16 protein-coding genes are annotated in these 17,731 nt (G+C 35.1%); 7 read left to right on the top strand and 9 right to left on the bottom strand.

Going from position 1 to position 17,731, the window contains the following annotated elements; all coding sequences use genetic code 11:
- Positions 1–88: 88 nt before the first annotated feature.
- A complete protein-coding gene (locus tag KEM10_RS11025; protein ID WP_212216054.1) occupies positions 89–652 on the top strand; it encodes a YceI family protein in 564 nt (187 codons plus the stop codon).
- Positions 653–868: 216 nt separating this feature from the next.
- Positions 869–2,767: a methyl-accepting chemotaxis protein gene (locus tag KEM10_RS11020; protein WP_212216053.1), complete on the top strand. Its 1,899-nt coding sequence runs from the start codon at positions 869–871 to the stop codon at positions 2,765–2,767.
- A gap of 130 nt (positions 2,768–2,897) precedes the next feature.
- Here KEM10_RS11020 and KEM10_RS11015 read toward each other — a convergent pair whose 3' ends face one another.
- Complete coding sequence (locus KEM10_RS11015) at positions 2,898–3,623, bottom strand: DUF6567 family protein (RefSeq protein WP_212216052.1); 726 nt, start codon at positions 3,621–3,623, stop codon at positions 2,898–2,900.
- 308 nt (positions 3,624–3,931) lie between these two features.
- On the bottom strand, positions 3,932–5,143 hold the full coding sequence (locus KEM10_RS11010; protein ID WP_212216051.1) for a dipeptidase: 1,212 nt from the start codon (positions 5,141–5,143) through the stop codon (positions 3,932–3,934).
- A gap of 100 nt (positions 5,144–5,243) precedes the next feature.
- Between KEM10_RS11010 and KEM10_RS11005 the strand changes: the two genes are divergently transcribed.
- A complete protein-coding gene (locus tag KEM10_RS11005) occupies positions 5,244–5,861 on the top strand; it encodes a GIN domain-containing protein (protein WP_212216050.1) in 618 nt (205 codons plus the stop codon).
- Positions 5,862–5,865: 4 nt separating this feature from the next.
- Here KEM10_RS11005 and KEM10_RS11000 read toward each other — a convergent pair whose 3' ends face one another.
- The 6 genes from KEM10_RS11000 to typA all read right to left on the bottom strand — a co-directional run bounded on the left by KEM10_RS11000 (position 5,866) and on the right by typA (position 12,400).
- On the bottom strand, positions 5,866–6,930 hold the full coding sequence (locus KEM10_RS11000; RefSeq protein ID WP_212216049.1) for a 3-deoxy-7-phosphoheptulonate synthase: 1,065 nt from the start codon (positions 6,928–6,930) through the stop codon (positions 5,866–5,868).
- 190 nt (positions 6,931–7,120) lie between these two features.
- Positions 7,121–8,140: a branched-chain amino acid aminotransferase gene (locus KEM10_RS10995; RefSeq protein WP_212216048.1), complete on the bottom strand. Its 1,020-nt coding sequence runs from the start codon at positions 8,138–8,140 to the stop codon at positions 7,121–7,123.
- Between the two features lie 110 nt (positions 8,141–8,250).
- The gene (locus KEM10_RS10990) at positions 8,251–9,012 is read right to left on the bottom strand and encodes a sulfite exporter TauE/SafE family protein (RefSeq protein ID WP_212216047.1); all 762 of its coding nucleotides are present in this window, start codon (positions 9,010–9,012) and stop codon (positions 8,251–8,253) included.
- A 42-nt stretch (positions 9,013–9,054) separates the two neighbouring features.
- A complete protein-coding gene (locus tag KEM10_RS10985) occupies positions 9,055–9,759 on the bottom strand; it encodes a ThuA domain-containing protein (protein ID WP_212216046.1) in 705 nt (234 codons plus the stop codon).
- Between the two features lie 20 nt (positions 9,760–9,779).
- Positions 9,780–10,439, bottom strand: coding sequence for a TatD family hydrolase (locus KEM10_RS10980; protein ID WP_212216045.1), 660 nt, complete (start codon positions 10,437–10,439; stop codon positions 9,780–9,782).
- Between the two features lie 158 nt (positions 10,440–10,597).
- A complete protein-coding gene (gene typA / locus KEM10_RS10975) occupies positions 10,598–12,400 on the bottom strand; it encodes a translational GTPase TypA (protein ID WP_212216044.1) in 1,803 nt (600 codons plus the stop codon).
- Between the two features lie 233 nt (positions 12,401–12,633).
- Here typA and KEM10_RS10970 point away from each other — a divergent pair, with 233 nt between their 5' ends.
- Positions 12,634–13,089, top strand: coding sequence for a hypothetical protein (locus tag KEM10_RS10970; RefSeq protein WP_212216043.1), 456 nt, complete (start codon positions 12,634–12,636; stop codon positions 13,087–13,089).
- 131 nt (positions 13,090–13,220) lie between these two features.
- Here the strand turns inward: KEM10_RS10970 and KEM10_RS10965 are convergent, their stop codons facing one another.
- Positions 13,221–13,931: a hypothetical protein gene (locus tag KEM10_RS10965; RefSeq protein ID WP_212216042.1), complete on the bottom strand. Its 711-nt coding sequence runs from the start codon at positions 13,929–13,931 to the stop codon at positions 13,221–13,223.
- Positions 13,932–14,025: 94 nt separating this feature from the next.
- On the opposite strand from KEM10_RS10965, the gene KEM10_RS10960 reads away from it, so the two are divergent.
- From KEM10_RS10960 to modC, 3 genes are all read left to right on the top strand, one after another.
- Positions 14,026–15,099: an alpha/beta hydrolase-fold protein gene (locus KEM10_RS10960; protein ID WP_212216041.1), complete on the top strand. Its 1,074-nt coding sequence runs from the start codon at positions 14,026–14,028 to the stop codon at positions 15,097–15,099.
- 165 nt (positions 15,100–15,264) lie between these two features.
- Positions 15,265–15,969, top strand: a complete 705-nt coding sequence (gene modB, locus KEM10_RS10955; protein WP_212216040.1) for a molybdate ABC transporter permease subunit — start codon at positions 15,265–15,267, stop codon at positions 15,967–15,969.
- 3 nt (positions 15,970–15,972) lie between these two features.
- Positions 15,973–17,055 (top strand): molybdenum ABC transporter ATP-binding protein, encoded by a 1,083-nt coding sequence (gene modC / locus KEM10_RS10950; protein ID WP_212216039.1) that lies wholly within the window; start codon positions 15,973–15,975, stop codon positions 17,053–17,055.
- Positions 17,056–17,731 lie beyond the last annotated feature (676 nt).

Raw genomic sequence — 17,731 nt, 5'->3', positions numbered from 1 at the left:
TGGAATTAACATATGTATAACAGTTTTAAAATGAACACTTTTGTTGATAGTTGTGTTTTAAATGAGTGTAACTATTAAAAAAACGACTATGAAAATTACATCAATGCTAGCTGTTTTGGTTCTTTTGGTTGGAACTATAGCTAATGCTCAGAGCAAAAAAGTAGATATTAAGAAGAGTGAAATAGAATGGGATGCCAAAAAAGTTACCGGAGAGCATAATGGTAATATTCTGTTCCAATCGGGAGTTTTAGAGTTCGAAGGAGATAAGCTTACCGGAGGTGAATTTGTGGTAGATATGACATCAATTACGAATTTGGATATAGAGAGTGATGAATATAAACAAAAGTTAATTGGTCATTTAAAATCGGATGATTTTTTTAGTGTTTCTACTTATCCAACCAGTAAACTAGCATTAACATCGGTAAAATCAATGGGAGATGGTTATCATGTTAATGGTAAATTAACTATTAAGGGTAAAACGCACCCCATTGAATTTCATGTGACAAAGTCGGATGGTGTTTATAAAGGATCAATGACAGTTGATCGTACTAAGTACGATGTACGTTATGGTTCAGGCAAGTTTTTTGATGATTTGGGTGATAAAATGATTTACGATGACTTTACTCTTACATTTAAGGTGGTAACAAAATAAAATATTTACATAATATTATAAAACTAAAGGTCGACGTGAGTTGGCCTTTTTTTATGGGGTGTAATCTAAAAAAATGCATTAAAATTATACAACTTCAAGTATGATTTTGGTCATTTCGTCTAAAAGTGGCAAAAAGTTTATGGTTGGGTTAAAAAAAAGTAGTTATTTCACACTGTCGTCGAGACACATCCTAAAAACAACCAAAAACATATTATTGTGGGAAGAAGATATCGATTTACTCTTAAATCAAGGCTATTGTTGTACACCTTGGTTTCGTTTACTTTTATCTACGGTTTTACCTTAGTATATATAAGTGTAAACCTTAGAGCAAAAGCTATGCAGGATTCTGAAGAGATTATTAATGCCAGAGTTTCAGAATACCGAAATATGATACAAAGTGATTTGAATCAGGTATTAGAGGCAACAATAACAATTCGGGATGTTTATGAGCAATATGAGCAGTTTGATGAGAATTATCGTTCGTATGTATTAGATGAAATGTTATTAGGTTGGCTAAAAAACAATCCAAATTATCTATCAACCTGGCAGGCATGGGAATTAAATGCAACCGAGGAAGGTTACAATATGCGAAATGGTAGAGACAGGGTAGTTAATTTTCGTTTGAATGATGAAATAACCATTTCAAAAGAGCGGGTGGATGTAAACAATGAAATTCTAACCAGTCAGTATTATCAATCAAGAGAAAGAAATCAATTAGAACTTTGGGATCCTTACTACGATCAGGTTACACCTGAATTAGCTGGTATTTTAATGACTACCATAGCGGCTCCAATTCAAAAGAATGGCGAATTTATTGGTTTGGTAGGTGTTGATATTGGTTTAACTGATATGGAGAAAATTGTTTCGGACATTAATTTGTTTGATGGTTCAAAATCTTTCTTTCTATCTAACGATACCAGAATTGTAGGGCATACTCACAAAGAATGGATTGGAGAAATGTTGTTTGATGTTATGAAGGAAGATACTGCCTCTTTCCGACAAGCAATCAATAGCACTCATCAGTTAGAAAATGTTGATTTCAAATATTACGATGAAGGTGCCGGAAAAGACTATTTTGTATCTATGTCGCCTGTGAAGTTAGGTGGGGTAGATAAAGCATGGACAATAGGAATTGAAGTACCACTTGATGTAATTATGTCTAAGGCCAATGAAATTCTTTACTATAGTCTTTTAATAGGTGTACTTGGTTTAGGGCTTTTATATGTTGTTGTTTACTGGATGGCAAATGTAATTGTTAAGCCGATTAAAAACAGCGTTTCTATAGCACGAAGTTTGGCAAATGGTGAGTTAGATGTTGCTAAGTCAAAAGATGAAATTAAGGATGATGAGATTGGAGACTTACAATTGGCCTTAATTGATATGGCTGGTAATTTGAAAAAAATTCTTCATAGTATAGTAGAGAGTACTAATGAAATTGAAGATTCGAGTAATGAGTTAACCTCTTCCTCAACTCAACTGTCTGCCGGGGCTTCCAATCAGGCTGCATCTTCCGAAGAGATATCTTCATCGATGGAAGAAATGGTAGCAACCATTCAGCAAAATAGCGAAAACTCGGAGGAAACAAAGAAAATTGCTGAAAAAGCAGCAGCCGGTATGAAAGCCGGATTTGAATCTACATTGAAAGCTGGTGAGGCAATGCATATTATTTCTGAGAAGATTAATATCATTGAGGAAATTGCGAAGCAAACAAATATACTTGCTTTAAATGCAGCAGTGGAAGCGGCTCGGGCAGGCGAGCAAGGTAAAGGTTTTTCAGTAGTTGCAACGGAAGTTAAGAAATTGGCTGAGAGATCGCAAAAGGCGGCTAATGAAATAATGGAATTAACAAGTAATGGTGTTGATATTACTGAAAAATCAGGAAAAGAGTTAGAGGCTATCATTCCGGATATTGAAAATACATCAATGTTAGTTCAGGAAATTACAGCATCCAGCTTTGAGCAAAAAAGTGGGGCTGAGCAAGTAAATAAAGCTATTCAGGAACTCAATGAGGTTACGCAGCAAAACTCTGCCACAGCCAATGTGTTTTCTGACAGTGCAGAGCAATTAACACAACTGGCAGCTAAATTAAAAACAGCGGTGTCGTTCTTTAAGTAAAAACTAACCTTCTATAAAATAAAAAAGACAGCAGGTAATGATCGCCTGCTGTCTTTTTTGTATCTATAGTTGTTGCAAACTTACTGATGAATTGCCATTGCATTAAAAATGAATTTTCCTAATCCAAAATTTAATAGTGTTGGCTTTTGGCCAAGATTAAATTGATGTATGTGCATTCGTAGAAAGCTTTTTGAGACATTGTTTTGTTATACTCAATGATAACACCTTTTTTATTAGTCGCAATTATATTACCAATCTGCTTTTTATTGCTTTTCTGAAATAGAACTTCGTCATTTAATTTAAATTCACTCGAATAGCTTGATGAATGATATATCTTATTGTTTTTAATCTTCTTTATTTTGTAATTACCATTTTGATTTTCAAACAGAAGTGTTTTTTTATTTGAAGATTGACTTAATATTTTAGCCTGTAATAGATCATCCTTATGAAGAAATATAATCGGTTTGTTACCAAGTGAAATACAGTCGTTTAGTGGTTTTGAGTTGCTGTTATTGTTTGTGCTATTAAAATCAACAATTTCTGCAGATACAATAGCTTCGGTTTTACAAATAACAGGGAAAAACGACCTCTTATAATCAACTGTAACATTAGCTAAGGCTTGTCCTTGTTGCAATGGGTAATTCTTATAAAGGTTTCGTTTGGCTTCTAAGGTTAAGGCATCTTTTTTTAATCCGCCAATACCAAATATTTGTTTTGTTGAGGCTTGTCCAACAGCTAATCCTACTATCCTGAAATTAGAATCATTAATTGATGCATTACCGGTAATTATTCCGGAATGAACCGCGCAAGAACTAAAAAATAGGATAGAGATTAGACTAAAAATTATCTGTTTCATAATAAGTGAGGTTTGTGTAATTAGGTTTATTATTTAAGTTAAAATTATCAAAAGCAACATTTACAAAAGCAAAAGACAGCAGGCAATGATAGCTTGCTGCCTTTCTTGGTTAAGGGGGTTGTAAGGAAATTGTCGATTCAAATTATTGAATGTGTGTTAATACAAATTGTTAATTTGCAATAATATTTAACATGCAATTTTCAGACCAAAAAAGTAAAATATTCAGGAGTGAGGGTTATTTTTTTAATTTGTAGTGACAAAAAAAGCCAGTTGAAAAGTCAACTGGCTTGATATTAAACTATTTAAATTTAATTTTTTAAAGCAAAATCTTCTACTTCTTTAAAGACTCTAAGAAAATTACCGCCCCATATTTTATAAATATCCTCTTTAGAATATCCTCTGTTTAATAATTCATCGGTAATCTTTGGAAAATCTCCAACATCCTGGCAGTCGGATAGACCACCGCCACCATCAAAGTCAGATCCTATGCCCACATGGTCAATGCCTACCAGATTCACTACATAATCAATGTGATCCACAGCCTTCGCAATATTGGGTAAAACAGGAGGGTAGTCTTTATCTATTCGATCCCATTCTCTCCAGGCAGCTTTGCGTTCCTCTTCATTCTTATAATTGAAGTTATTGTATTTCTTTCGTAACTCTTCGTGTTTGATGTAATTAATGCTGGTTGTATCTTCCTCTTCAATGTAGGCACCTAATATGCAAATTTGAATAACTCCACCTTTTTCGGCCAGTTTTTTTATCATCTTATCGCTCATGTTGCGAGGATGATTACATATAGATCGCACGGAAGAATGCGAAGCAATAACAGGTGTTTTTGAAACTTTCATCACGTCAAAAAACGATTTATCAGAAACGTGTGAAATATCAATTATCATACCTAATCTATTCATTTCGTTCACCACATCTATTCCAAAATCACTTAGGCCATTATGTTCCGGACCATTTTTATCGGTTGATGAATCACAGATATCATTATTACTTGAATGTGATAAGGTGATATACCTTACGCCTTTGTTGTAAAACTCTTCAACTCTATCGATATTCTTCTCCAAAGGAAAACCATTTTCCATGCCTAAATAAATGGCTCTTTTTCCTTTCTTTGATATTTGGGTTACATCTTTACTGTTAGTGGCTAATTCTACCTGATTTGGATAGTTTTTTATGGCTGCGTAAGTTGAGTCAATCATTTGATTGGCCAAATTGTATGCCTTTTCGTAGTTTTCGCTGGTTCGAGGACGTTGACTGGTAAAGATGGCAAAGAAGATGGCGTCTAATCCACCACTTTCCATTCTGGGTATATCTACCCGGCTGTTAGGAGCTTCGTGTTCTTTTCCTATGTCAAAGCCTTTGTTGACAAATTTCATTGGAGTATCACAATGTGTGTCAATAGTAATAGCTTTATTGTGAATGGTTAATGATTTTTTACCTACAGGTTTACCTGAAGTAAATAATAAGGCAAGTGTAACAGCAAAAAAGATGTTGTTTTTCAGATTCATATAGTTTAAGTTTGTTCGAAAGTACAATTTGAAATTCAAAATCAGTAATTTCGGTTGTGTTTTGATTTTTTTTAACACTTTCAATTTAAGTGTATTGTATATGAAAGTAATAGGAATTATAGTGTTGGTCTGCTTTTTTGTTTCATGTAATTCAAAAGAATGTGATTGTGTGTCTGATTCTCATATAGTTGTTGGAGAAGGTGAAGTGATTACGAAAACGTTTGATGTTGAATCGTTTTCGGGAGTCTCTGCATTATCATTTACTGACATACGAATATCAACAGGGCAGGAGCAGTTAGTGCAGGTTAGTGGTCAGGAAAATATTATGGATTTACTGAGTGTTAAAGTCGAGAATGGAACTTTAGATTTATCATTCCCGAATGATATAGATATCAGACCTACAGAAGATCTTACTGCAGAAATTAAAATACCTGGTCATTTAAATGCTCTTTCGTTTGTTGGATTAGCAGAAATAGAACTGAAAGGGGAGTTGCAGGAATATGTAGCTATAAATATTACCGGTTCAGCTAACTTAAATTCGCTAGACTTGCCTGTAAATGGGTTTGTTTTAAATTGGGTTGGTGAGGGAACGGCAAAAGTTTGGTCAATTGAGCAATTGATATTGAATTGCACGGGCGTGTTTGATGTTCAATATAAAGGAGAACCAACCATTACAAATAACTCAACAGGTACAGTAACGGTTGGTCCAATTCAATAATGCTTTATCTGCTAGTTAGAATGTCTTTTACATCATCACGTAGTTTTCGTAGCATGGTTTCTGTTTGATCCCAACCAATACATTCGTCAGTAATTGAAACACCATATTCCAATTGCTTTAAGTCAGCCGGAATGCTTTGTTTACCGAATTTAAGGTTGCTTTCCACCATTAAGCCAATAATAGATTTGTTACCGTCTTTTATCTGTTGCGCAATATCGTCGCAAACCAATTGTTGGTTGCTTGCTTTTTTATGACTGTTAGCATGACTACAATCAATCATTAAGCGTGGCTCTAAACCTTCTTTTTCTAGGTGGAGCTCGTATTTCCTAACGTATTCAGCTGAATAATTGGGCTCTTTACCACCTCTTAGGATGATATGCGAATTTGGATTACCAGCTGTTTTAACCACAGCAACATTTCCTTCCGGATCCACACTAACAAAGTTATGTGGAGCAGCAGCCGACATACGTGCATTGATGGCTATTTTTATATCACCATTGGTTCCGTTTTTAAAGCCAACAACCGATGTTAATCCACTGGCCATATTACGGTGTGTTTGCGATTCGGTTGTACGAGCTCCAATGGCTGTCCATGAGAATAAATCCTGCATGTACTGAGGTGTGATTAAGTCCAGAGCTTCACCTGCAGCAGGCAATCCTATTTCGGCTACATAGCTTAATAGCTCGCGAGCCATTTTTAATCCATCTTCAATGGCGTAACTATCGTTCAAATAAGGATCATTAATTAATCCTTGCCATCCTACTGTGGTTCTGGGTTTTTCGAAATAAACCCGCATCACCAAATAGAGAGAATCACTTAATTCATCGGATAATGCCTTTAATTTTCGGGCATATTCTTTAGCAGATTCAATGTTGTGGATAGAACACGGACCAACAACAACCAGAAGTCGTTTATCTGTTTTTTGCAGGATGTTCTTCACTGTCTGCTGACCCTTTTCAACAGTTTCAATACTCTTGTCGGTCAACGGAAACAAAGCCTTTAAATCATTTGGTTTGATGATTGGTTGTTCGGCAATGATGTTGACGTTTTCAATTCTTAAATCGGTCATTGTTTAATTATGGTAGTTTTGCTTAGGTGGGCAAATATAAGACAAATACCATCAAAAGGGTAAATAAATGAGTCTGTATATCAAAGTAAAAGAAGAATAGGAGGGTGCTTAAGGGGTGTTCTCTTAAAAAAAGCAATAAAAAATCCTGCAAGAAATTTCTTACAGGATTTGAAATATAAACTTTGGTAATTTAATCTATAACAGTTACCCAACCGTGTGTGTCAGGCTCATCACCATATTGTATTCCTCTTAATTTATTGTAGAGTTTAACTGATGTTTCTCCTGGTTTTCCGTCGGCACTAAAAATATAAGAACGACCTTCGTCAATATCATCAATTTTAGCAATTGGACTGATTACGGCTGCTGTACCACAGGCACCGGCTTCCTCAAAAGTAGATAATTCTTCTAATGGTACCGGACGGCGTTCTACCTCTAAGCCCATGTCTTTAGCTAATTGAATCAGACTCATATTAGTAATAGAAGGTAAAATGGACTTAGATTCAGGCGTTACATAGGTGTTGTTTTTAATGCCAAAGAAATTAGCCGGACCACATTCGTCGATGTACTTCTTTTCTTTGCTATCTAAAAACAAAACTGAAGAATAACCTTTTGCATGTGCTTCGTCGCCGGCACGTAGGCTGGCTGCATAATTACCACCCACCTTAATATTACCGGTTCCAAGCGGAGCAGCACGATCATATTTGCGTGTAATCATCATATCGGTAGGCTTAAATCCTTCTTTAAAGTAAGGACCAACCGGCATAACAAATACCATAAACAAATATTCCTCTGATGGAGAAACACCAATTTTGGGTCCTGCACCAAATAGTAACGGACGAACATATAATGAAGCTCCGGATTCGTAAGGAGGTACAAAGCGCTTATTCATTTCAACTGCCTTAACCACTGCATCGATAAATAGTTTCTCGGGGACGGCAGCCATCATGGTGCCAATTGCCGAGTTGTACATACGTTTGGCGTTTTCATCAACACGAAACAGGCGCGTTTTGCCATCCTGACCTTTAAAGGCTTTCAGTCCTTCAAAAGCTTCCTGACCATAATGTAGTCCGGTGGCAGCCATATGAATATTGATGTACTCAGAAGAATGCACTTCCAGTTCGCCCCATTTACCATCGCGGTAATAACATCTAACATTATAATCAGCCTTCATGTAGCTGAATGAAAGATTTGCCCAATCAATATTATTCATCTTTAACAGGGTTTTAAGTAGTGTGAACCTTTATTTTTGCTAAAGGTACAATAAAGTGCTTACAAATTACATGATAAAACACACGAAAAGTGCATTTTTACTACGCTTTATCAGAAGAACAATAAAATTGCTGATAATAATATAACTGAGTAAATCAGATAGCGATATTCCTTTTCCGGAATATAACTAACTACTTTTTTGCCAACAAATGCACCCAATAATAAGGCGGGGAACATTATGAAATTCAATTGGATAGTTTTGAAGGTGATGGTTTGCCAGCTAATGATATGAAAGGGAACCTTAAAAACATTCAAAAACAGGTAAAACCATGCTCCCGTTCCAATATAAGCTTCTTTGGGTAAGCGCATTGACAATAAATACAGGTTGAAAATAGGTCCTGCAGCATTACCCATCATAGTGGCAAAACCTCCGGCTAAACCCAAAGATCCGCTAAAAAATCGATTGTCAATTAGGTTGATTTTCTTTTTGCGAATTTCGTTGTAAAGCAATAGTGCCAAACAAACAATAATAGCAATGGCAATGGTTAACTTAAACTGTTGATCGTTGATTTGATTTCCAACATAAACAGCAATTAAAATACCCACAACAGCCCATGGAATCAGTTTGATAATGTATTTGATTTTTCCACTTTTAAAGTAAAAAGTTAATGCCATTAAATCGCCCATAATTAAAAAAGGCAGGATGATTCCTACCGATGCTTTACCTCCGTACAGGTAGGCAAGTAAAGGAATAGAGACCATGGCAGTTCCTTTCAATCCACTTTTTGATACGCCAATTAAAAAGGCACAAAAAAGAGTAATTAACCAGGTGTTTAATGAGGTGTTTAAAGGGTTGATGAATGTTGGAAGCATAAATGGTTTATTTTGCTTCGCAAAAGTAGTAGAATCCTTTTACTAATTACTTTTTGTCAGGTAATTAATGCTTTGCTCGATGAGTTTTTGATATTCGGGATGAGTGAAGGCATTTTCATCCTGTCCGAATTGGATATATACAACTTCTGCGTTTTTTACTTTATGTATCCAAGCTGGGTAAGGAATGTTGATTGGAGTGGAAGTCGTAAGCAATGGAGTTACATCAGGAAGTATAAAACAATTATTATAGGTTTCATCGTGAATAGTGAAATTATTTAAATTGTTGCATATGGGATGATTATTATTAATTACTTCAATTGAAATATCAATATCGTGTTCAAAAGTTGAAGGACCTCTTTCTGGATGGTCCCGGTAATATCTTCCACCAATAATATGAATGAATTCAGGCCATTTTTGGTACGAAACCAATGTATGATGAAGAAAAAGCATGGGCTTACCATTTTGGAGCAATTGCCAATACGCTTCTTTTTGTCTTTGAGTTATAGAATCATTTAAATCGTAAAATATTAAGATGTCATAATTGTTTGCTTTATTATGCTCAATATCTTCGTTGGCTTTGGGTTGAAGTACTTCTGTGTAGACTAGTTCAGGTATATTGTCAAACATCGCGTAAAATTCTTTTACTGGCACCTTTCTTTGACTGGTTATAAGCATTGCACTGATATTTTTCTGACTGAAAGATGTGGATGAAATAAGAAGTGCAATAAAGAGGATGATGTATTTCATTCTATACTTTATATTAAATGTTATAAATATCTGTAATTATTAAATATAAGTTTAAAATTATATTGTAATTGTTCTATTACTTCTTCTATGTTTAAATCTCTTAACTCGGATGCTTTTTGATATAATTCTTTAATATTAGTATTTGAATCATCTGTTTCCAAAAAAACACGTTTTAAAGGAGTATTTCTGAATGTTAGTTGTGTTTTTGGATGAGTAACTAATGAAGGGCCAAAGGAGAAATAAAATCCTGTTTCTATAGCTTGATTCATGGTTTCAACTGAACTATTAAAGCCATGTAATATCCATGGTTGTTTGGGGTCTATATCTTTTCGAAGTTTGATAATTTCAGAATAAGACTTTACACAATGGATAATCAGTGGTTTTTTGTGTTGTTCAGATAAAGAAGTATGTTCTTTAAAAACATCGATTTGAGTTTGTAAATCGGGTCCTTTGATTTTATCTAAACCACATTCTCCTAGTGCTAAAACTGTTGATTGACTGAGTTTTTGTTTAATTGAGTTAAATTGATTATTTATATTACTAATTTCCCATGGATGAATTCCTATAGAGATATTTTGATTGGATTGCGAAGTGTTTAATTCTTCCAGAGGAACATTGTAAATGGAAGTGATCTCTGGATCAGAATGGATATGGTGGGTATGGAAATCGATGAATTGCATACCCTAAGATACCATATTTTGGAATAAAACTAGGAAACGGTTTTGCTTATCCTCTAGCATTCATAGATGTCAATAAAAAAAGAAAGAGGCGATTATCATTGATAATCGCCTCAAACTTGCTAACCCGACAATCCGAAAATTACCGGTTATATCATAATTTATTCTTGTTTCGACGCGCGTTTACGTTCGTGTTCCAGAAGTAAAATTTTACGCAATCTAATAGATTTTGGCGTAACTTCCACATATTCGTCGCCCTGAATGTATTCTAAAGCCTCTTCTAAAGTAAATTTAATCGGAGGAGCAAGCTTTACTTTATCATCTGCACCTGATGATCGCATGTTACTCATCTTTTTAGCTTTAGTAACGTTTATTGTAAGGTCACCTTCACGGTTGTTTTCACCTACTACCTGACCCATATAAACATCTTCACCCGGCTCAATAAAAAACTTTCCACGGTCCTGAAGTTTATCCATTCCGTAAGCAATGGATGTTCCTGATTCAATAACAATCAACGAACCGTTGATACGTTTTTCGATAGGTCCTTTCCATGGTTGAAACTCAATAAAGCGGTGTGCCATTATAGCTTCACCCTGAGTGGCAGTCAACATGTTGCTTCTTAAACCAATAATACCTCGCGATGGAATATTGAATTCAAGGTGAACTCGTTCGCCTTTTTTCTCCATGGTTTTCAACTCACCTTTACGTTGAGTAACCATTTCAATGGCTTTACCAGAGTGTTCTTCCGGTAAGTCAATAGTTAAATCTTCAACAGGTTCCAGCTTCTCACCCAATTCTTCTTTGATGATTACACGTGGCTGACCTACTTGAAGCTCATAACCTTCACGACGCATTGTTTCAATTAGAACGGATAAGTGAAGTACACCACGTCCGTATACGTTCCATGCATCAGCTGATTCTGTATCTTCTACTCGTAGAGCAAGGTTTTTCTCCAGCTCTTTATCTAAACGGTCTTTAATATGGCGCGATGTAACCATTTTTCCTTCTTTACCAAAGAAAGGAGAGTTGTTGATAGTAAACAACATACTCATAGTTGGTTCATCAATAGCTATAGGCTCTAATGGTTCAGGGTTTTCGAAATCGGCAATGGTATCACCAATATCAAAACCTTCAACACCCACTAACGCACAAAGCTCACCACATGTAACGTGTTCAACTTTTGTTCGTCCCAAACCATCAAATACGTTCAATTCTTTGATTCGAGTGCGAGTTATGCTACCATCACGTTTAACCAGACTAACATCCTGGTTCACTTTTAATTCACCTCGGTGCAATCGACCAATAGCAATACGACCCAAATATTTTGAGTGGTCTAATGAAGTAATTTGTAACTGAGGTGTTCCTTTGTTGTATTCTGGAGCAGGAATGTGCTCAATAATAGCATCGAAAATAGCATGGATGTTGTCTGTCTTTTCTTTCCAGTCAGTACTCATCCAGTTTTCTTTTGCCGAACCGTAAACTGATGGAAAATCAAGCTGTTCTTCTGTGGCATCTAAAGAAAACATTAAATCAAAAACTGATTCATGTACTTCCTCAGGACGACAGTTTGGTTTATCCACTTTATTAATCACTACAATTGGCTTTAATCCCAGAGAAATAGCTTTTTGTAGCACAAATCGTGTTTGCGGCATTGGTCCTTCAAAGGCATCCACAAGTAATAGAACTCCGTCGGCCATGTTTAAAACACGCTCAACTTCTCCTCCAAAATCACTGTGGCCCGGTGTATCAATAATATTGATTTTTACATCATTCCACATTACGGACACATTCTTCGACAGAATTGTGATGCCTCGCTCACGCTCCAGGTCATTGTTGTCCATGATAAGTTCACCCATATCCTGGTGATCCTTAAATAGCTTTCCAGCCATTAACATCTTGTCTACCAATGTGGTTTTACCATGGTCAACGTGCGCGATAATGGCTACATTTCTAATCTCTTGCATATATAAAATCCAAATGAGCCGCAAAGGTACGCCTTATTTTTGTGATTAGTAAGCTTGTAGTGTAAAAAAGGTATTAATTATCATTAAAAGAATTGGGAATTTTACAAATTGGAATAACCTTATTTTTCTAATAAACTAAATCCTCATAAATCTTTGTAATCCTTATTAAGTGAAGAGCTGATTTGTATATTTAAGATTTGATTATTAATTTAATAGTATAAAATGCTATAGTTATGAAGAATCCACAGCTTGCTCCTAAAGGAACATTTTATTTTACATGTGATGAATTGGCAAAAAAAGATTCCAAAGCCTTTTCGGAATATATGTGGACGGATGTTGATGGAAAACCCCGTTTCCGATGGTATAAAAATGTGGTTAATATTGTTGAGCTTCTCGAGAAGTATGATTTCCACTTTGATATAGAAAAATTGCCGTTTAAAGATTTTGAAGACTATTTTAAATCAATAGAATGGGTTATGCAAAATGATCCGGATTCGTTGATTTACATTATGTCTCAAATGATTACTCCGGTTAGTGAAAAGGTAAAAAATAAAATATTAAGTCATTTGATTGAACTTGAATACTACCATTCTTGTGCTGTTATTCAAAAGCATTTACAAGTAAAATCAACCTCGTCTATAACCAATAGAGAATTTCAAAAAAATAGGGCTAAGGGTGTTACTAAATAGATTAAGGCTGTTAAGAAAATATCTACCTAAAAGCAGGTTATAAATACTAAGGGTATTGTAAAAAGAAAAATAGCTGATTGCAATGCAATCAACTATTCTATACAATGTATTTAAACGCGGAATGTAAAAGTTTAGAGACTAACTACTTTAGTTGCATCTTCCATTATTACATTGTAAATATAACCTGCTCCAAAATCTCTGTTAAGACCAATGGTGCCTATAAAAGTCACAACATCTCCAACCTGATACAATTCATCAGTGGTAACGGTTAAATCAAAACTATTTTCAAAGGAACTACCATCCTGAATGTGTACCCAATTAGTATTTAAAATGCCATTGTTAACCTTTACGATTTTTCCTTTAACGGTTACTTTAGTATCTGATAAAGATGATTTGTTTTCGAATATGTAAGCAATACTTTGTGCTCCTTGTGGTTGCTCTATTTCAATATCGGTTTTAGCAGCTCCGGATGATTTGTTAATATTTTTACGGATGGCTTCATCAACCGATTCCAAAGCTTCATTTCTAATGCCTTTAACAAAATAGATGGTCTCGAATTCACGTTGCAGTGTTTTGCTTTGGAAGTTTTTCATTTCAAGTCCTTCGTCGTAAAACACTTGCTGTCCTTCTTTAACTTCAGCTTTGGGTATGGCTATCCAATTTTCACCCATACTTTCTTTTATTAGCAGATATGTATATGAAGGAGTTTGAATAACTTCGCTAACTGTACCTTTATGAGTTCCAAGTGGTAATAAATCGCTTGTACTTTCTGATTTTTTGGATGATGTATTACAGGATGCTAAAAAGACGGTTAATGAGAAGATAAGGATTGTAGTTCGCATAATTTTTCGTGTTAAGAGTATTTGCTAAAGCAAACAACCTACTCTACTTTAAAGTTCATTTTGTTTATATTTAATCAGAATTAGAGATTTAAGTATGAATAGAGTTTCACTAACTTTTTTTCTATTATTAATCGTGTTTTCCGCAGTTGGGCAAACTGTCGGTAAGGATATAACTATTGGGCAAAGCATTGAATACAAATCAAATATTCTAAATCGTAGTGTTCAGGTTTTTCTTTCTCACCCTGATGATTTTCAAACTCACCCATATCCACTTGCTATTTTGTTGAGTGCTGAACCATTTGATTTTCGGGCATCTATATTGAAAAATGAGTTTGTGACAGTTGGTATAGAGTCGGTTGATGGCAAAAAAGACTTCTTGAAAGAAGAGGGTCGTAAAAAGTATCTGACTTTCATACTGGAAGAACTACTTCCTGATATGGAACGCCAGTATAAAACTTCAGGTGTTCGAATGGTTTCAGGACATTCAATGGCCGGTGCAATGGTACTTGAATGCTTTTTGAATAAGCCGGATCATTTTTCGTTTTATTTGGCAACCAGCCCGGTACTTCAACTTGTAGATGCCAAACACATCAATAAAATTGAACTCAAGCAGAATAAAGCACTGTATTTTGGTATGGGACGCAATGAGAACTATCCACAATTGGAGCAGTCAAATCATGCATTTCATTTTCTGTTGGATTCATTGCAAATAGATTATTTGCATTGGAAGTTTGATGTTTTAAAAGACGAAACTCATCAGACCAATGCATATACGGGTTTTTGTAAGGGATATAACTTTTATCGTTCGTTTACTACTGTTCCTGATAGTATATTAGGAAAGAATATTACAGAAGTGCAGGATTTTGTCAGTCAGGTTAAAGAGCAAATGGGAATATCAATTTCGATTGACGAAAATGTTTTAATGCCTCATCTGCTTTTGAATTTATCAAACGAAAACTATGCGAATGTTGCTGAATCAATCAAGTTTATTTCAGCAAATAATCCGGAACTTTTCAAGAGGGAAATGGAAATAATGCTTGAATTGGCAAAACAGTTACGAATAAAAGGTGGTCGCGAAATGGCTTATTACACTTATCAACTTATTTATGATCAAACTGGCAGTGATGAAGCCAAACGAAATCTAGAAGAACTAAAACAAGGCTATTAAACAAATTTGTTGATGATACTTCTTACACCTACAAAAATGTAGGATTTTAGTTTTTTGATATTAACAGATACTGCTGAAAGATAGCGATGTGTAGATAATGGCATTTTTTTTATAGTAAGATTTATACAGATATAAGTTTTTGTGTCATTACCTTATATTTATTCTATGTTTAATCAACTGATCAAATTTAATTCAGCCGAGTTACATGCATTAGGTTTATCCCTTAAGGTGGCCTTTTATTGCACTTTAATTGCTGTGCCTCTGGCTTTATTAGTTGGTTATTTAATGGCACGAAAAAAGTTCAGAGGAAAAGCCATTATCGAAAGCATTATACACCTTCCATTGGTAATGCCACCTGTTACCACCGGTTACCTATTGCTTCTGCTATTAGGTACGAAGGGGTTATTGGGTCAGTGGTTGTTTTCTGCCTTAGGAATTAAATTGGCATTTACTTTTCAAGCAGCGGTAATTGCTTCTGTTGTAGTTGCATTTCCACTTATTGTACGATCTGTACGAACAGCCATGGAGATGATTGATCCGGGGTTGGAAGATGCATCGCGTATTTTGGGTGCCGGTAAGTTTAAAACATTCTTTAGAATTACGGTACCGCTAGCTTTACCAGGAATTGTTTCCGGCAGTATTTTAGGATTTGCCCGTTCATTGGGTGAGTTTGGAGCTACCATTACTTTTGCTGGTAATATTGCCGGTGAAACACAAACGTTACCCTTAGCTATATATGCTTATATGCAGGTTCCCGGACAAGAAATGGCTACTTTACGATTGGTATTGGTTTCGGTACTAATATCTTTTATTGCTATGGCAGGTTCGGAGTGGTATATCAAAAAACAATTAAAGCCCAAGCGCAGATAGCCTATGATTAAAGTGGATTTTACATTACAACGCGACATTTTTGATGTACGAATTAAGGAGAATTTCCATGTGGGAATCACAGGTATTTATGGTGCCAGTGGTTCGGGTAAAACATCATTGCTTCAGTCTATAGCCGGTTTGGCAACACCAGAAAAGGGCTTTGTAAAAATTTATGATAACATAGTTTTTAATTCTGAGTTGGATATAAATATACCGGTTCAGAAGCGCAATATTGGCTATGTTTTTCAAGAAGGGAGATTATTCCCGCATATGACTATCGAAAAGAATCTACTGTATGGAATTAAACGGTTTGGCTCTAAACATCTGGGTTTCGATCAGGTTGTAGATTTGTTAAATCTTCGACATTTATTACAGACTAAACCAGCCATGGTTTCGGGGGGTGAGAGACAAAGAACAGCATTAGGAAGAGCCTTATTGTCGGCTCCTAAAATATTGTTGTTAGATGAACCTTTTTCTGCAGTAGATGTGCAACTGCGTAGTCAGATATTACCATTTTTATTGAAAATACACCGGAAAGTTAAAATACCTATTTTAGTCGTTAGTCATGATTTACCTGATTTATTAAAGTTAACAGATAGGTTGTGTCTCATTCAAAAGGGAAGGTGCATTGGTCATGCTGATTATCATGATCTGTTAAGGTCGGATGCAGCCTTGGAGATGTTTGGTAAAAACTCCATTATGAATTCAATTACCATGAAGGTGAAGGAAATTGATACAGATAGAGGTATAACCATTTTATCGAATAATGGCGAGGCAAACAGTGTTAGAGTAAAATGCGAAAAAAGCAATCAAACCTACAAGGTAGGTGAGGAGATGAAAATATTTATCAGTTCTGATGATATTGCACTTTCGCGAGAAAAATTGAAAGAGGTGACGATCCAAAACCAGTTGAAAGGGGTAATAGTTGAGACTATTGATAGGGGAGCAACAACTCTTTGTATCGTAGATGTGGGATTTCAGTTGGTTGTGGAGATAACAGCTGAATCAGGTAAAAAAATGTTTGTTGAACCCGGAAATACGGTTTGGTGCTTGTTCAAGTCAGTGGCCATTGATGTTGCCGGATAGGTTACTCGTTAACCTTTTAAAGGGTTATCTTTATTATGGTAGCGACATGTAGTAGGTTCTCCGATAGGAGTCAACACAATTTCTTTTTTACAATTAGGGCACAGGTATATTTCACAGCCAGTACAGCAAAAACAATTACTGCAGGATCGGTCAAGATCATGTTTGTTAAACTCCGCCTGACAGTGTTCACATTGTAATTTCTCAAGATCTTTCATGATTGATAAAGATAATTAAAACTGAGCATTTTCTTCAATTTATAACAGGTTAGAAATTATTCATACAATAACACCCATCCAAAAGAACGGTTGATTAAGAAGGATATTGATTTAAGTTCTGAAAACTTAATTAATGGAATAATTGAAAATAACGTTATTGAGTATTAGCAGTGTTATTATAAAAGCGTTTGTATGCTTTTGCTATTTATCTATAATAAATTTATATAATTTATTTGATCAATAAAAAACAGGCTTTTATATTAGAAAATGGGAAGTTAATCAAAACTATTTAGATAAATGGCTTTTATTGAACGTTTAATCGAATTAGTCGGTTTGTTTATTAACTTCCGAAATATTATTTTTACTAAACCTTAAACCGTTACTTATTATGAATGAAGAACGCGTACCTTTAAAAATCGTAAAGCGAAGATTAAAATTTCCGAATTATTTTATCACTTATC

Origin of the sequence: Carboxylicivirga linearis, assembly GCF_018271995.1 — a bacterium.
Lineage (GTDB): Bacteria > Bacteroidota > Bacteroidia > Bacteroidales > Marinilabiliaceae > Carboxylicivirga > Carboxylicivirga linearis.
This window is presented reverse-complemented; position numbering and strand designations above follow the sequence as displayed.

Bases quoted from the DNA above. Each gene is read 5' to 3' on its own strand.
- KEM10_RS11025 (WP_212216054.1), top strand. From the start codon at position 89: ATGAAAATTACATCAATGCTAGCTGTTTTGGTTCTTTTGGTTGGAACT.
- KEM10_RS11015 (WP_212216052.1), bottom strand. From the start codon at position 3,623: ATGAAACAGATAATTTTTAGTCTAATCTCTATCCTATTTTTTAGTTCT.
- KEM10_RS11010 (WP_212216051.1), bottom strand. From the start codon at position 5,143: ATGAATCTGAAAAACAACATCTTTTTTGCTGTTACACTTGCCTTATTA.
- KEM10_RS11005 (WP_212216050.1), top strand. From the start codon at position 5,244: ATGAAAGTAATAGGAATTATAGTGTTGGTCTGCTTTTTTGTTTCATGT.
- KEM10_RS11000 (WP_212216049.1), bottom strand. From the start codon at position 6,930: ATGACCGATTTAAGAATTGAAAACGTCAACATCATTGCCGAACAACCA.
- KEM10_RS10995 (WP_212216048.1), bottom strand. From the start codon at position 8,140: ATGAATAATATTGATTGGGCAAATCTTTCATTCAGCTACATGAAGGCT.
- KEM10_RS10990 (WP_212216047.1), bottom strand. From the start codon at position 9,012: ATGCTTCCAACATTCATCAACCCTTTAAACACCTCATTAAACACCTGG.
- KEM10_RS10985 (WP_212216046.1), bottom strand. From the start codon at position 9,759: ATGAAATACATCATCCTCTTTATTGCACTTCTTATTTCATCCACATCT.
- KEM10_RS10980 (WP_212216045.1), bottom strand. From the start codon at position 10,439: ATGCAATTCATCGATTTCCATACCCACCATATCCATTCTGATCCAGAG.
- typA (WP_212216044.1), bottom strand. From the start codon at position 12,400: ATGCAAGAGATTAGAAATGTAGCCATTATCGCGCACGTTGACCATGGT.
- KEM10_RS10970 (WP_212216043.1), top strand. From the start codon at position 12,634: ATGAAGAATCCACAGCTTGCTCCTAAAGGAACATTTTATTTTACATGT.
- KEM10_RS10965 (WP_212216042.1), bottom strand. From the start codon at position 13,931: ATGCGAACTACAATCCTTATCTTCTCATTAACCGTCTTTTTAGCATCC.
- KEM10_RS10960 (WP_212216041.1), top strand. From the start codon at position 14,026: ATGAATAGAGTTTCACTAACTTTTTTTCTATTATTAATCGTGTTTTCC.
- modB (WP_212216040.1), top strand. From the start codon at position 15,265: ATGTTTAATCAACTGATCAAATTTAATTCAGCCGAGTTACATGCATTA.
- modC (WP_212216039.1), top strand. From the start codon at position 15,973: ATGATTAAAGTGGATTTTACATTACAACGCGACATTTTTGATGTACGA.